Origin of the sequence: Sorangium sp. So ce302, from assembly GCF_051530145.1 — a bacterium.
Taxonomy (GTDB): Bacteria; Myxococcota_A; Polyangia; order Polyangiales; family Polyangiaceae; genus Sorangium; species Sorangium cellulosum_B.
In genome coordinates this window covers 9,346,742-9,362,684 of sequence record NZ_CP150326.1, presented here as the reverse complement: position 1 = coordinate 9,362,684, position 15,943 = coordinate 9,346,742, and the positions used below count along the sequence as shown (strand labels likewise).

The following is a 15,943-nucleotide window of genomic DNA, read 5'->3' as shown; positions in this document are numbered from 1 at the left end:
ATGGAATTTCGACGCCCTGCAAGCCCAAAGGAAGTTGTGGATGCCTTCTACAACGATCTGGTCACCTGGATCGACGTGCCCGGCCTGTTAATGCCGTTCATTGTCGAACAAAATGTAGATTACATCATCAACAGCCTCCCGGCTGAGCTGCGCGATTACTTTGTCGAGTATGCAGAGGAAAATTACGTTCGCGACGATCTGCCGACTGTCGTGGTTAGTTCAAGCGGGCTGGCCCCGGTGGAACCGCCACGTGAAGCTGTCCTTGCGGTCCGTGGGTGGCTCGCACGCCGTCGTTAGGCGGGAGCTCGGCTGGTGTAACGATCTGCCGATCCAGTGTAAGCGCTGCGCGAAACGCCGTCTCCCCCTGGCCGCGCTGCCCAGTTCATGATGGCGTGCATGACAAGGACGAAGGCGACCGAAGTGATGTGGTCCGAGCGCGTTCGGGCGTGGCGCGAGCGCGGTGAAACGGCGGAGGCGTTCGCACGGAGCCGCGGATTTGCGGCCTCGACGCTGCACGGTTGGTCGAGCCGGCTGTCGCGGACCGAGCGGCCGCGCTTTCTGCGGCTGGTGCCGAAGGCGCCCGCCGTGACGAGCAGCGCTTCGGAGCTCGTCGTCGAGGTCGGTGGCGCGCGCGTGCGCGTGGCAGCGGGCTTCGACGCCGCGCTGCTGGCCGACGTGGTCCGCGCCCTCGGCGGAGGCGCGCGATGATCCCGGCCGGCGTGCAGGTGTTCGTCGCGCTGGAGCCGGTGGACATGCGCTACGGCTTCGAGCGGCTCTCGGGGCTGATTCGCGAGCGTGTGGGGTATGAGGCGCGCTGCGGAGCGCTGTTCGCGTTCATCGGCAAGCGGCGGACCAGCATCAAGATCCTCTTCTTCGACGGCAGCGGACTCTGCCTGTTTTCAAAACGCCTTGATCGCGGGGCGTTCGTGCTGCCCGACCCCCCGACCGAGGGCGCCACGCACGTCGAGGTGGACGACGCGACGCTCGAGACGCTGCTCGACGGCATCGAGATCGCGCCGACGTCCAAACCGCGAAGGCGTGCACCGCGCCGCGTCCACTGAGCCGCACGAATTCACTCGACAAGTACGCTCGGCTTACGTAGAGCGGCGTCGTGCACGACGCTGCCGCGAAGCCGACGCCGACGCCCGAGCAGCAGCGCATCGCGCAGCTCGAAGCGGAGCTCGCAGCGGCCAAGAGCGAGCTCGTGGGAGCGCGCGATGCGCTCGCGCAGCTTCGGCGCGCCTACACCCGTGCGCTCGAGCAACTCCAGCTTTTGCAACGTCGACTGTTCGTGGCGAAAGCGGAGCGCGCCGAGGTGAGCGCGGAGCAGCTCGCGTTCGAGTCGATGTTCCTCGAGGTCCAGCGTCTCCAGAAGGCACTCGACGACGCCGAGCGCAAGACGAGCGACGAGCGGCAGCACGACGACCCCAAGGGGCCGAAACGAAGGACCGGCAGCAAGGGCCGTCGCGACCTGTCCGAGTCGGACCTGCCCGTCGTCCGCATCGAGCTCTCCTGTCCTGAGCTCGATGCGACGGCGACGCGCATCGGGGTCGAGGAGACCTCGCGACTCGGCTACGAGCGCGGCGGAATGCGCCGCATCGTGCTCGCACGCGTCGTGTACAAGGCCGAGCGGTCCGTCACGGATGCAAGCAGTTCTGGCGACGGGGAAGCTGCCCCGCTCCAGGTCGTCGCGAGAGAGGTCCCGGCGCCGACGCCCGCAGCGAGCGTCAGCCCGGAGAACACGGCAGCGGCCGGAGAGCCGAGCGCTTCCTCCACAGCGCTCGATGCGCCGCCGCCGGCGCCGAGGGGTGAGGCCTGCACAGCCTTCATCACGACGCCGCTTCCGAAGGAGCTGTTCCGGAGGTCGCTTCTCGCGCCGTCCATCATTGCGCACATCCTCACCAGCAAGTACCTGCTCGGCGTCCCGTTCTATCGACTGGAGCAGCAGCTGGAGCTTCAGGGCGCGTCGCTCGATCGCGGCACGATGTGCCGCTACGCCGAAGACGCGGGCGCGACCCTGGGCGCCATCGTCGAGGCCGCGCGCAAAGAGGCCTTCGAGACCGCCTTCTGCCTGTCCACGGACGCCACCGGGGTCTCCATCCAGCCTGGGCCCATCCAGGAGCGCAAGGACAAGAAGCCCGGGCCGTGCCGCAAAGGACATTTCTTCGTCGTCCTCGCGGACAAGGATCACGTCTTCTTCGAGTACCAGCCCAAGCATACCAGCGCTGCGGTCTGCGAGATGTTCCGCGGCTTCTCTCGGTACATTCAAGCTGACGCTCACGCCATCTATGACGCCCTCTTCCGCGGCACACCACCAAGAGGCGCTGCTGCTGACGAGGAGCGCGGTCCGCCCCCGACCGAAGTCGGATGCTGGTCGCATTGCCGTACCAACTTCTGGGAGGCGGCGGTCTGCAAGCACGAGCTCGGCGTCGAGGGGCTGCGTCGCATCAACGCCATCTTTGCGGTCGATCGCAAGCTCGCGGATCTTGCGCCCGCACAGCGCAAGGTGCGCCGTGACGCCGTCGTCCGCCCCTTGGTCGACGCGTTCTTTGCGTGGGCGAGGGCCGAGCACGCGCGTCCCCGCGAGCGCGGCCTCGTCTCTACTGCGCTCGGCTACGCCCTCAACCAAGAGCAGCCCTTGCGGCGTTTCCTCGACGACGGTCGCCTCCGCCTGGAGAACAATGCCAGCGAGCGAGCTCTGCGATCCATCGCGATGGAGGGGTCATTGTGCGTCACTCCTTCAAATGGTCGTAATTGTTCAGTTTTTGCTACCACGCACTTCTCGACACGGGCGCCGGTAGAGCACGCGACGGCGGCTTAACGCCTCCAGCACTGCGGGCGAGCGTAGGTCGTCGAACATGATCTGCCAGGGTGCATCTTTGACAACTTGGTGTGCCGGGAGAGTTCCCTGTCGGATCAGCTTGCGGATGACATGGTCGGTCACCTTGAGCACGCGGGCCTCCTCATGCATCGTAAGGCATCGACCGTCCTTATGCGCCGACTGGTAGGCAGCGATGCCTGCCGTCCTTCGGTAGGATTGGACGTTACGCGCATTCCAGGAGTGGTTCTGGCCCGTCCGCAGGCCCATTCGGTTGAGGGTTGCGGCGATGTGCTCGTCGGACCAGCGGGTGGCCATGGAGCGGATCACTTGATCGGCTTCCTCGGACGCACGCCGGGTGTGCTCTCCTGACGCTGGCTTGCGGACGCGTAGTTCCGAGTGCTGGCCACCGCGCCAGTGAATGAGCAGCACAACCTCGCGTGTGGTCTCATCCACGTCGACGACGATCTCCTCGATTAGCGCGTGCACGAGTCGTTGCTTCATCGTCATCGTCGTGCTCGGTGCGTTCCACGCTGCCGTCAGGTCGCCAGCGAGGCGAAGCAGCGTCGCACGATCGGGCACTGCGCCTGGCTCGATCACGTCCGCGGCCAAGCGGGCGTCGCAGTCATGCAGGTGCGAAAGGGAACTATTCCATCGTGTCTCAAGCTCCGCGGCGACGAGCCGGTTGTCCGGATCGACCGCCTCGTAGCGGCGAGCGGCCAGGCGCACCTCATAGGCGGCTTGTTGTCGTTCCAGCTCCAACGCACGCCTCCGCTCGCTCATGCCCTGCCTCGCTCGCTGCTCTGCCTGGATGGCAGCATCGATCGCCAGGGGTTGTACCGCGGCCAAGAGTTCGCGACCAACGACAAGATCAGGCCTCGGAGCACCAAAGGTGATGCATGGTTGGAGGCCATGCATCGTATGACCGACGCGGCATGCATACCGCGCCACGCCGGGGCTGCGCCCTACATAGGTTACCCCCAGCATGCGGCCACACCGACGGCACCGTAAAAGCCCCGAGAGTAGGGCGCGTCCACCACGGCCTGATTTGGCGCCCCCGGCGGTGTTGCGAAAGGCGTTCCTGGCGAGGCACTGCTGGTTTTGCTCGAATCTGGCCCACGTGATGTAGCCGCGATGGTGTTCCTGCAGCAGCACGGTCCACTGGTTCATGGGGCGCTCGTGGCCGTAGGTCGTATGCAGTCTTCCGTCGACCAGGCGGGTTCGGTGCTCGGATTTTCCGTAGACGTAAGCGCCGGCGTAGAACGGGCTTTGCAATATAGCGATGACGTTGCGGTATGCCGGCGCCCTCCATTCCACACGGCCCGGTCGCTTGGGGTCCTCGGGGCGCGGAAAGAGGATATGATCGCGGCACATCGTGAGCAGCACCTGCCGCGCACTGCCCAACCGAGAAAAGAGGCGGAATACCGTCCGGACAGCCTCCTGGACGCGGCGGTCCGGATCTAGGTCCAGTCCCGTCTCCTTCGACCAGACGTACCCGACCGGCACCGCGACGCGGAGCTCGCCTCGGCGTGCCTTCGAAACAGCTCCTTCGACCAAGCGCTGGCGCATCACCGTGAGCTCGAATTCGCTCATGGTGCCCTTGAGCCCAAGCAGCAGCCGATCGTTGGGATGGCTCGGATCGTACACGCCCTCGGCGTCGATCACCCGGGACCCCACAAGGCCGCAAAGCTCGAGAAGATGGTGCCAGTCGCGACCATTGCGGGCGAGGCGGGAAGCTTCCAAGCAGAAGATAGCTCCAACGCCTCCTTCGCATACCTGGGCCACCAAGGCCTGAAATCCGGGCCGCTCGGTCGTACCGCTGGCGGAACGACCGAGGTCCGCATCAATGGTGACTACATCGCGGAACCCATACGAACGGGCCAGCTCGGCGAGATCGTACTGCCGACGCAGGCTCTCTTGGTTGTCGTGCACCTGCACGCCTGTCGACTGCCGTACGTAGACCACGGCACGACGCTCTAACACGCTCTGCGGAAGGTCAACTGGCTTCATCGCTTACCTCCTGCACTTCGCGGCGCATGCTGGCAGCCGCACTGAGGAGGATTTCTGCGAGAATTTCGACGCTCTCGACGGAAGCATCGGGCGGCAGGCATGGTTGCCGGCTCGACGTCGGCGGCGGCGTTCTTGTCGATGGCGGCAGCGGCGCTTGGCTCGGCTTCATGGTTCCCCTCCTGGTCATCGGTCGAACCATGGCCGGGTGCTGCGGGGGCGCAGCGGAAACCGAGGTCGTCGAGCAGGGCACGGAGATTTATCAACGCTTGAACATTTGGCCGAGCGGCGCCGAAGCTCATCCGTGCGCAAGCGGCGCGGTCGAGCATCCAAGCAGGCAGGACCTCTCGCGTACCGTCGACCATCTCGCAGACGGCGACGAGTTCGCCTTGGCGGTGCTCACGGTAGGCCACCTGAACCCGCTCGCCATAGGCCGGGTGCCACCGGTAGTGCACTACGCAGCGCAGGTCGACATGGGCAGAATGATCGGGTCGTCGCTGTGGCGAGAAAGTCCTGGCTCTTCTTCGGCAGCGACGACCACGCCTCGGCCGCCGCCAACCTCTTCTCGCTCGTGGCAAGCTGCAAGCTCCACGGTCTCGACCCCGAGGCCTACCTCGCCGACGTCATCCGCGTGATGCCCTACTGGCCGCGGGACCGCTACCTCGAGCTCGCCCCCAGGTACTGGGCGCGCACCCGCACCCGGCTCGTCGTCGACGAGCTGAAGCTCGCCCTCGGGCCGATCACCGTCCCGCCCCCGCTTCCCGCGGAAGAGCAGCGCACGACGAGCTGACCGGACCGCTTCCATCGCCCCCATCCTGCACCAGCTGACCGAGGTTGGGGCCGACGGCGCTTCATGCAGCGCTTACAGAGCGCCCGGGGGCTCGCCGCGAACGCCTCGTCCCCGGCAATCCCGCCGGACGACGTTCGGCGGCGCGGGCACGATGGGGAGCCCGGTGGCCCTCACCACGATCGGCGGGCAGGCCTCGGGCGCGTCGATCGAGGCGGCGGCACAGGCGCTCTCCATGGCCGCCGGCGCGCTGCGCGAGGGCGCGTCGCTCGCGTCCACGATCGCCGGCTACGAGCGGCGCGCCGAGGAGTGGGCGCTGCAGGAGCGGCTCGCGGCGAAGGAGATGCAGGGGCTGGAGAAGCAGATCGTCGCCGCGAAGATCCGCGCCGCGGTGGCCGAGGTGGAGCTCAGGAACCACGATCGGCAGACCGAGCAGGCGCGCGAGGTGCTCGAGTTCCTCCGGGACAGGAAGCGCACGACCGAGGAGCTGTACGACTGGATGGTGGCGGAGCTGTCGACCGTCCACTACCAGACGTACACGCTGGCTTTCGACATGGCCAGGCGCGCGGAGCGGGCGCTCCGGTTCGAGCTCGGCACGGCCGACAGCACGCCCGCGATGGTGCGCTTCGGCGCCTGGGACAGCCTGAAGCAGGGCCTTCTCGCGGGCGAGCGGCTCCAGCACGACCTCCGCCGCCTGGAGGCCGCGTTCCTGGAGCAGACGCCGCGAGAGGCGGAGCTCGTCAAGAACGTCTCGCTCGCCGAGGTCGCGCCCGAGCAGCTCATGCGGCTGCGCGAGACCGGCACCTGCGACGTCGTGCTGACGCAGGAGGTGTTCGATCTCGACTACCCGGGTCACTACTTCCGTCGCATCAAGTCGGTCGCCGTCACGATACCGACCGTGACCGGCCCGTACGCGGGCGTGAGCTGCACGCTCACGCTGAGCAACACGCGCGTGCGCCCGCCGCCGCAGCCGCAGCAGCCGGCGGTGACCGCCGAGACCTATCCGGACACCGAGGACTTCCGGACGGATCTCGTGCCGCTGACGGGCGTGATCGCGACCAGCGGAGGGGTGAACGACGCGGGCCTGTTCGAGCCGAACCTGCGCGACGAGCGGTATCTCCCCTTCGAGGGCGCGGGCGTGCTCGGGACCTACAAGATCGAGCTGCCCGCGGCGAACAACCGCTTCGACATCGCGGCGGTGAGCGATGTGATCCTGCACATCCGGTACACGGCGCGCTCGAACGGCACCCTCGCGGCCGCGGCGAAGACGTATTACCTCGACCACCCGCCGGTGCGGCGCCGGCTCTTCAGCCTGCGGTCCGAGCTGCCGGCCGAGTGGGCCCGGTTCATGGCGGCGCCGTCGGATGACGCCGTGGCACAGCAGCTCTCCATCCCGCTCACGCCGGACATGTTCCCCTACGCCCCGGCGACGCAGAAGGTCGCGCTGAAGAGCTACACGCTCTATGCGCGGTGGAACGGGAAGACGCATTATTGGAATCCGAACCAGGGCAGGCTCCTGGTGACGATGGCGCGGCCAGGCGCCGCGGCGCAGGAATCGCCCACGCTTAACCAGTTCCCGCTGGACAGCACCGGCGGCTGCAACACGGGGGCCAGCGACAAGAAGGATTTGCTGCCGAACGAGCAGGATCTCGGCACCTGGACGCTCAGCGCGAGCCGCGGTGCGGTGGGCGCGATCGCGAGCGACCTCCGCACGAACAGCCGGCTCAACGACACGCTCCAGGACATCTACCTGCTCTGCGAGTACGGCTTCGAGTCGGCGTGACCGTAGAAGAAACCCAGGCGATCTCTCACCAAGGAGTCAGTATCCATGTCGGACAACATCACGCTTCCTGAGGGCGCGGGCACGCTCCTCGCCACCGACGAGATCCTCGGCGTCCACGTCCTCCGCGCCAAGCTGCAGACGGGCGCGGACGGCACCGCGGTCGACGTCTCGCAGAACGACCCGCTGCCGGTGCGCCTGGTCGGGTCGCTCCCGGCCGGCGCCAACACCGTCGGCGCGGTCCACGTGAAGCCGGACACCGCGGGTGGGCTCTCCATCTACCGCAACGTCGGCCTGAGCACCGCGGGGCAGAGCGTGAAGAGCTCCCCCGGGCAGGTGTTCGGCTGGCACCTCTCCAACTCGGGAGCAAGCGGGGCGTTCGTGAAGCTCTACAACATGGCCACGTCCCCGACCGTCGGCACGAGCTCTCCTGTCGCGACGCTCTACGTGCCGGCCGGGCAGAACGCCTCGGCCGAGCACACGAACGGCATCGCGTTCACGAACGGCATCGGTATCGGCGCGACCGTAGGCGCGACGGACGGCGACGCGACCGCGCCCGCGGAGAACACGGTGATCGTGAACGTATTTTACAAGTAGCGCTGCCCGCAGCGGGGACGAGCCCTTGTTCCCGGGGGGGACCGGGCGACGAGGACAGGGCGTGGAGAGTTCGAACCGTCCGTGAGCGGCGCTGGCCCGGCGCCGCTCACGGACTCGGCGGCCGACGCCGTCGTGCCGGAGCGAGACGCTTCGGGCGCGCGGGCCGCCCATTGCCAAGGGAAGAGGGAGACGGATGAACGCTCGCGAGCCCAAGAAGGAAACCACCGCTGCTCCGGCAGCATCACCGGCCGCGCCGGACGGCGGAGCCCGCGGCAAGAGCCGAGACGCCGCGCCCCTCGCCCGGGAGGGGTCCGGTAAAGACACCGAGGCTCCGAAGGGCCTCCCCGGCGCGCCCAAGGCGCCAGAGCTGCCCGCTCCCGCGCTGCCGAAGGGCGGCGGCGCGATCCGCGGGGTGGATGAGAAATTCTCCGCGAACCCGGTGACGGGCACGGGATCGTTCTCGATCCCGCTGCCGCTGAGCCCCGGCCGCGCGGGGTTCGGGCCAGCGCTGGCGCTGACGTACGACTCCGGGGCTGGCAATGGCCCGTTCGGCGTCGGCTGGCAGCTGTCGATCCCGCGCATCACGCGAAAGACCGACAAGGGCATTCCCCGTTACGACGACGCGCACGAGAGTGACGTGTTCGTCCTGTCCGGCGCGGAGGATCTGGTGCCGGCCCGGTCGATCGACGGCGCGGCGCTCGACCGTTACGAGACGGAGAGCGAGCGGGTGATCCGCTACCGTCCCCGCGTGGAGGGCGCGTTCGCGCGGATCGAGCGCCGCGAGGTCAAGGAGAGCGGGAACGTGTACTGGACGGCGACGACGCCGGACAACATAATGAGCGTCTACGGGCGGAGCCAGGACGCGCGGATCGCCGACCCGGCGAGGCCGGAGCGCATCTTCTCGTGGCTGCTGGAGGAGACGCGGGACGACAAGGGCAATGTCGTCACCTACGAGTACAAGGCGGAGGACCTGATCGGTGTGGCGCGCGACGAGGCCGCGGAGCGCCATCGCCACGCGGGTCGCGCGCCTGTCGCGAACCGCCATCTCAAGCGCGTCCGTTACGGAAACAGCGCGCCGGGCGACGCGGAGAGCTGCCTGTTCGAGGTCGTCTTCGATTACGGGGAGCACGATGAGGTGGCGCCTACGCCCACGGATAGCGCCCCGTGGCAGGTTCGCCAGGACCCGTTCTCGGTGTACCGCGCCGGGTTCGAGATCCGCACGTACCGGCTCTGCCGTCGCGTGCTGATGTTTCATCATATGTCCGAGCTCGGCGAGACGCCGTGCCTCGTGCGGTCGCTCGACCTCACGTATTCGGAGAACCCTCACCTCACGCGCCTCACCGCCGCCGTCCAGGCCGGCCATGTCCGCGATCCGCAGACCCAGGCGTACAGCCGCGAGGCGTTTCCGCCCATCGCGCTAGGCTACAACGAGCCGGTCATTCACCGCGAGGTGCAGTCGCTCGACCCCGCGGGCCTGGGCGACCTGCCCGGCGGCGCGATGGGGCCCGGGCGGAGGTGGGTCGATCTCGACGGCGAGGCGATCCCCGGCGTGCTGATCGAGGAGGGTGAGGCGCTTTATTACAAGCAGAACCTCGGCGGGGGTCTGCTGTCCGCGGCGCGGCCGCTGCAATCTCGCCCGGCCGTTTCCGGCGGGCAGCTGCTCGACATCGACGGAGACGGGCGCAAGGAGAGGGTGATGTTCGAGCGGCCGGTGGCGGGCTACTTCGACCGCACCGACGCGGGCTGGGCGGCGTTCCGCCCGTTCGCGTCGCAGCCGAACGTCGACTGGAGCGACCCGAACGTCCGCCTGATCGATCTGAACGGCGACGGGCACGAGGACATCCTGATCACGGGGCCCGACACGTTCACGTGGTATCCGTCGCTCGCCAAGGGCGGCTTCGACCGGCCGATCACGATCGCGCGCCCGAGCGACGAGGAGCGCGGGCCGTCGCTCGTCTTCGCCGACGCGGTACAGAGCATCTTCCTGGCCGACATGAGCGGCGATGGGCTGGTGGACCTCGTGCGGATCCGGAACGGCAACGTGTGTTACTGGCCCAACCTCGGCCATTGCCGCTTCGGCGCCAAGGTGCAGATGGGCGGCAGCATGCGGTTCGACCACGAGGGCCGCTTCGACCCGAAGCGCATCCGCCTCGCCGACGTGGACGGCTCGGGGACGACCGATATCGTCTACCTGCACCCGGACGGCGTGCGCTTTTATGCGAACAACGCCGGCAATACGTTGGCTTCGCCGGTGATCCTGCCGCAGCTGCCCGACGTGAGCGATCTGGCGGCGGTGGACGTGATCGATCTGCTCGGCTCCGGGACCGGGCGCCTCGTGTGGGCCTCGTCGCTGCCCGGGGCGCGCCCGCGGGTGCGCTACATCGATCTGCTCGGGAGCAACAAGCCGCACCTCTTGACCTCGATCGCGAACAACCTCGGAAGGACCACGACGGTGACCTACGCTCCGTCGACCAAGTTCTACCTCGCCGACCGGGCGGCCGGCCGTCCGTGGGTGACGCGGCTGCCGTTCGTGGTGCATGTCATCGAGCGCGTCGAGGTCTTCGACGCGATCTCGCGGCATCGCTTCGTGACAACGTATGCGTACCACCACGGCGACTACGACGGGGTGGAGCGGGAGATGCGCGGCTTCGGCATGGTGGAGCAGCGGGACACCGAGTCGTTCTCGGCGTTCAGCGGAGCCGGCTTCGCGCCGCCCGCGGCCAACGCCGATCCCGAGCTGCACCTGCCGCCGGTGCTGACGAAGACGTGGTTCCATACCGGCGCCTGGATCGAGGGGGCGAAGATCTCGGCGCGGTACGAGAGCGAGTATTACGCCGGCGACGCGGCGGCGGTCCGCCTGGCGGACACGCTGCTTCGCGAGGATCTCGGCGCCGTCGAGATGCGCGAGGCGTGTCGGACGCTCAAGGGGCGGCCCCTCCGCCAGGAGGTCTACGCGCTCGACGGGTCGGCGGAGGAGCAGCGCCCGTACGTCGTCAAGGAGCACAGCTACGAGATGCGGCGTCTCCAGCCCGCGGTGGGCAATGCGCATGCGGTGTTCTTCGCCCATGCGCGCGAGGCGCTGGAGTACCATTACGAGCGCAGCGAGAGCGATCCGCGCGTGTCGCACGCGCTCACGCTGGAGGTCGACAACTACGGTGCGGTCCTGCGGGCGGCGCAGATCGGGTATCGCCGGCGGGCGGCGGGGACGGCGTTCGCCGAGCAGGGGCAGGGAAAGGCGACGCTGACGGAGAACGATGTGAAGCACCTGACCCCGGACGAGGAGGGTGCTTATCGGATCGGGGTCCCGACTGAGACGCGGACCTACGAGCTGCACGGCCTGCCGCTCGGCTCGGAGGGGGTGCTCGAGTTCCAGGCGGTCCTCGACGCGGCGGACAGCGCGACGCACCTCGATTACGACGGGACGCCGGGTGGGTCGTTCCAGAAGCGCCTGTTGCAGCACGCGTGCACGAGGTACTGGAGCGACGAGCTCACGGGGCCGCTGCCGTTCGGCGAGGTCGGGGAGAGGGCGCTCGTTCACGAGAGCTTCGCCAAGGTCCTCACGCCTTCGCTGATCATGTCGGTGTTCGGCTCCCGCGTCACGAGCGGCATGCTCGCGGAGGGGGGCTATCTCCAGCTCCCGGACGATCCGGACTACTGGGTGGCCTCGGGGCGGGCGGTGCCCTCGGCGGCTCACTTCTACTTGCCGACGACGTTCATCGATCCGTTCGGCAACGCGTCGCAGGTCGCCTACGACCCGTATTGCCTGCTCGTGACGCAGATGACGGACCCGCTGAGCAACGTCGTGGAAGCCGTTCCCGACTACCGCGTCCTCGCCCCGCAGAGGCTGACGGACGCAAACGGCAATGTGAGCGAGGTGCGCTTCGACGCGCTGGGCCGGGTCACGGCGATGGCGGTGATGGGCAAGGCGGGGGCCGGCGCGGGCGACACGCTCGACGACCCGACGGCCACGTTCGCGTACGATCTGGAGCGATTCGAGTCCACCGGAAAGCCGAGCGTGGTGCACGTCCGCGCCCGCGAGCAGCACGGACCGGGCAACCTGCGCTGGCAGGAGACGTACAGCTACTCGGACGGTTCGGGCAACGAGGTGCTGCGCAAGGTGAAGGCGGAGCCGGGGCTGGCGCCCGAGCGCGACGCGAACGGCGCGCTGGTGCACGACGCGCAGGGCGACCTGGTCTTTTCGCACGCGACGTCGCGCTGGGTCGGCACCGGGCGCACGGTGCTGGACAACAAGGGCAATCCAGTCAAGCAGTACGAGCCGTTCTTCAGCGCGACGAACGAGTACGAGGACGAAGCGGAGCTCGTGGAGTGGGGGGTCACGCCGATCCTACGATACGATCCGCTCGGCCGGCTCATCCGGACCGACCTGCCGAACGGCACGTTCTCGCGGGTGGTGTTCGATGCGTGGAAGCAGACGTCGCACGATCCGAACGACACGGTGCTGGAGAGCTCATGGTACGCGGCGCGGCAGGCTCTGCCGGCGGGCGACTCGGAGCGCCGCGCGGCCGACTTGGCGGCCGCGCATGCCGGGACGCCGGCGGTGAGCCACCTGGACGCGCTGGGGCGGGTGTTCCGCGCGGTGGCGAACAACGGGGCCGAGGGGGAGTACATCACCCAGACGACGCTCGATATCGAGGGGCGGCCGCTCCTGATCACGGACGCGCATGACAACCAGGCGATGCAGCATCGCTTCGGGCTGGGCGGGCAGCTGCTCTATCAGAAGAGCAACGACAGCGGCGAGCGGTGGATGCTGGCGGGCGCGACAGGACAGCGGCTGCGGGCCTGGAACGGGCGTGGGTTCGTCTACCGCTCGTCGTATGATGTCTTGCGCCGGCCGACGCACGAGCACGTGCAGCTGAGCTCGGGCAGCGAGCGGGTGGCGCGCCGTTACGTCTACGGCGAAGCGCACCCGCAGGCGACGGCGCTGAACCTGCGCGGCAGGCCGTACCAGGTGTATGATGGCGCGGGAGTTGTGACGAGCCAGGCGTACGACTTCAAGGGGAACGTGCTGCAGGCGTCGCGCCGGCTGCGCAGCGACGTGCATGCGGACGCCGACTGGTCGGTGCTGGCGGCGCTGACGGATGTGTCCGCCATCGCGACGGCGGCCGAGCCGCTGCTGGAGACCGAGAGCTTCGGCACGCAGACGGCGTACGACGCGCTGAACCGGCCGACGAGCGTGACGGCGCCGGATACGAGCGAGGTCAAGCCCACGTACAACGAGGCGGGGCTGCTGGAGCGGGTCGAGGCGCGGGTTCGAGGTGTGTGGACGACGTTCGTCGACAACATCGATTACGACGCGAAGGGGCAGCGCGAGCGGATCGAGTACGGCAACGGCACCTTCACGGCGTACACGTACGATCCGCTGACGTTTCGGCTCTCGCGCCTGAAGACGACGCGCAGCGCGGATAGCGCGGTGCTGCAGAACCTCACGTATGTGTACGACCCGGTCGGGAACATCGTGGAGATCGGGGACAGCGCGCAGCAGACGGTGTTCTTCAACAATGCCGTGGTATCGCCGAGCGCGCGGTACGTGTACGACGCGGTCTACCGGCTGATCGAGGCGACGGGGCGGGAGCACGCGGGCGGGCTGTCGGACGCGCCGCGTGACCAGAACGACCTGCCGATCCAGTCGCTGCCGCACGCGAATGACGCGCAGGCGCTGAGGAACTATACCGAGCAGTACGTTTATGACGCCGTGGGCAATCTGCGGAGGATGGTGCACCAGGCGGGCACGGGGAGCTGGACGCGGTGGTATGCGTATGAGGAGACGGCGAACAACCGGCTGACGAGCACGACCGGGGACCCGGCGAACGGGCCGTTCCGCACCTATGCGCATGACGCGCACGGCAACATGACGTCGATGCCGCACATCACGGCGCTGACCTGGGATGAGAACGACCAGGTGCGGAGGACGGATCTCGACGGCGGCGGCGATGTCTATTACGACTACGATGCTGCGGGGCAGCGCGTGCGCAAGGTCTGGGAGCACAACGGGCTTGTGGACGAGCGCATCTACCTCGGCGGCTACGAGGTGTACCGGAGGCGCAACGGGTCGGGGCTCGTGCTGGAGCGGCAGACGCTGCATGTGATGGATGGGGCGCGGCGGGTGGCCATGGTGGAGACGAAGACGGTGGACACCTCGGGGCCGTTCACGGTGACGCCGCGGGTCCGCTACCAGCTCGACAACCACCTCGGGTCGGCGTCGCTGGAGGTCGACGGGGCGGGGCTGGTGATCGGCTACGAGGAGTACCATCCCTTCGGGACGACGGCGTATTGGTCGGCGGCGTCAGGGATCGAAGTCTCGCAGAGGAGGTACAGGTACACGGGCAAGGAGAAGGACGAGGAGACGGGGCTCTACTACCACGGGGCACGGTACTACGCGCCGTGGCTCGGGAGGTGGACGAGCGCGGATCCGGCTGGGATGGTGGAGGGGACGAACCTGTACGCGTTCGTGAGCGGAAACCCAATAGTACTGAAGGATCCAAGTGGTCATCAAGGAAAGAGAGCTACGGGTGGTCTCACGGTTTCTCCAGAATCAAAGATATCTGCGAGACAGCTTGTTGAGATGATCAAGCGCAATGATAAAATCCCGGGCTGGATGAAGAACGCATTCTCTTGGCGGGAAAATCGAATTTTCGTTAAGAGTCAAGTTCAGCTGCCTCCGGGCGTTACGCAGAAGGATGTGCCGGAATGGTTTACGTCCGCTGCGCGCGCCATTCAATCAGGTGATTGGCATCTTACCACAGCGGCGTCAAACGTATCGAAGGACAGTCTTTACCCTAACGACAAGCTTCAAGGCGATTTCGAGCCCGGAGACGTGCCGGTCTGGGGACACAAAGAAGATGGAGTGATGGTCGGCGAAACGATAGACTCATACCCGAGCAATGAGTATTGGGGCAAGAGGAAGATGCGGGACGAGAGGGCAAGCGGTGACACGGATCCAGCGCTCCGACGTCCAGCGACAGACAAGAAGCCAGCCCAGGGATTGATTGTTGTGGCGAACCGATTTCGCAGTCCTATCGATTCGAGCAAAGAGGTAAGCCGATCTGAAGATTCGATTCTGGAGACGTTCTTCCATGAGCTGTCTGCTCATGCCGGCCTGAGATCTCAGGGTATATCCGACGAGCATGGCCCCCTTGGTAACTGGCTCAGTATCCAGACTGAACCCGCCGATCATTTGGCTAAAGCTGTCCACGAGTTCTTTTCGGCGCCGAGCGAAACGGAGGCCATCAAGTCGGTAACTCCCACTACGTGGGAGCAAGCGGCGCGGAGAGTCGAACCCAAAGAAACCGTGTGGCAGAGAGCAGCTAAGGCCGCGGAGCAACAATAGATCAACTACCTGCGCGTAGGTCGCATAAGGCGCGATCCGAAAGTCAAGATATTCTTGGAGGTGACCGCATGGTTCAGTCGCAATCGAGTAGTACGTAATGTGTTTTAGTGCGGCCTAACCGGGCTCACATCCGTGAAACGTCGTCGCTTCCGCCGCCTCGGCGGGTGCAGGCCGGACTCGGTACGCTCGCCGGAGGGCGTAGAGCGTAGATGGGTGATAACAGGGGCCCGTCGGACCGCAGGGCCCCGGGGCGACGCCAGCCGCCCCGGGGAGCCCTCCTGAAGCGCGGCGACGATGTGCGACGACGCGATGCACCCGCCCCTGGCGGCCCGGCGGCGGGAGTTTCCGCGAGGCGCCGTTGAGTACCCGGGCGCCGCGTCCGTTGCCGTGACACTGCAACATCGGGCCACGCCGCTTACCCCCGCCTCGACAATCGACTTCGGTTGTGCGACAATCAACCCGATGACACGAAGTCAAAGGGGAACGATGAGAACCAGCGAAGCGTTCGCGGTGGCGGCCTTGGTCTGCGCCGGTTGCGCCGGTGCACGCGAGGCGACCAGCGTGGACCAAAGCCAGTGCCGCCCCCGTGTTACGATGGCTCCAGAG

Annotated in this window: 10 protein-coding genes; 8 read left to right on the top strand and 2 right to left on the bottom strand. The window is 67.2% G+C overall.

Annotated elements, in window-relative coordinates; genetic code table 11:
- From WME73_RS35515 to tnpC, 4 genes are all read left to right on the top strand, one after another.
- Positions 1 to 297: a hypothetical protein gene (locus WME73_RS35515; protein ID WP_437912420.1), complete on the top strand. Its 297-nt coding sequence runs from the start codon at positions 1 to 3 to the stop codon at positions 295 to 297.
- A gap of 87 nt (positions 298 to 384) precedes the next feature.
- A complete protein-coding gene (tnpA, locus tag WME73_RS35510) occupies positions 385 to 708 on the top strand; it encodes an IS66 family insertion sequence element accessory protein TnpA (RefSeq protein WP_437912419.1) in 324 nt (107 codons plus the stop codon).
- Positions 705 to 1,061, top strand: coding sequence for an IS66 family insertion sequence element accessory protein TnpB (gene tnpB / locus WME73_RS35505; protein WP_437591334.1), 357 nt, complete (start codon positions 705 to 707; stop codon positions 1,059 to 1,061). Before tnpA ends, tnpB begins: the two co-directional genes overlap by 4 nt.
- Before the next feature lie 50 nt (positions 1,062 to 1,111).
- Positions 1,112 to 2,821 carry an IS66 family transposase gene (gene tnpC / locus WME73_RS35500; protein ID WP_437912418.1) on the top strand — a complete coding sequence of 570 codons (1,710 nt, stop codon included), beginning with the start codon at positions 1,112 to 1,114 and terminating at the stop codon, positions 2,819 to 2,821.
- On the opposite strand, the gene WME73_RS35495 is transcribed toward tnpC, so the two are convergent.
- The gene (locus WME73_RS35495) at positions 2,759 to 4,828 is read right to left on the bottom strand and encodes a recombinase family protein (RefSeq protein WP_437912417.1); all 2,070 of its coding nucleotides are present in this window, start codon (positions 4,826 to 4,828) and stop codon (positions 2,759 to 2,761) included. The two genes, tnpC and WME73_RS35495, sit on opposite strands and share 63 nt — an antisense overlap.
- Positions 4,815 to 4,997 (bottom strand): hypothetical protein, encoded by a 183-nt coding sequence (locus WME73_RS35490; protein WP_437912416.1) that lies wholly within the window; start codon positions 4,995 to 4,997, stop codon positions 4,815 to 4,817. The genes WME73_RS35495 and WME73_RS35490 overlap by 14 nt, the downstream gene beginning before the upstream one ends.
- A gap of 327 nt (positions 4,998 to 5,324) precedes the next feature.
- Here WME73_RS35490 and WME73_RS35485 point away from each other — a divergent pair, with 327 nt between their 5' ends.
- The 4 genes from WME73_RS35485 (at position 5,325) to WME73_RS35470 (ending at position 15,337) form a co-directional block, all read left to right on the top strand.
- On the top strand, positions 5,325 to 5,615 hold the full coding sequence (locus tag WME73_RS35485; RefSeq protein ID WP_437912415.1) for a transposase domain-containing protein: 291 nt from the start codon (positions 5,325 to 5,327) through the stop codon (positions 5,613 to 5,615).
- Between the two features lie 163 nt (positions 5,616 to 5,778).
- Complete coding sequence (locus WME73_RS35480; protein ID WP_437912414.1) at positions 5,779 to 7,395, top strand: hypothetical protein; 1,617 nt, start codon at positions 5,779 to 5,781, stop codon at positions 7,393 to 7,395.
- Between the two features lie 45 nt (positions 7,396 to 7,440).
- On the top strand, positions 7,441 to 7,989 hold the full coding sequence (locus WME73_RS35475; RefSeq protein ID WP_437912413.1) for a hypothetical protein: 549 nt from the start codon (positions 7,441 to 7,443) through the stop codon (positions 7,987 to 7,989).
- 193 nt (positions 7,990 to 8,182) lie between these two features.
- Complete coding sequence (locus WME73_RS35470) at positions 8,183 to 15,337, top strand: SpvB/TcaC N-terminal domain-containing protein (RefSeq protein WP_437912412.1); 7,155 nt, start codon at positions 8,183 to 8,185, stop codon at positions 15,335 to 15,337.
- The last annotated feature ends 606 nt before the right edge of the window (positions 15,338 to 15,943 follow it).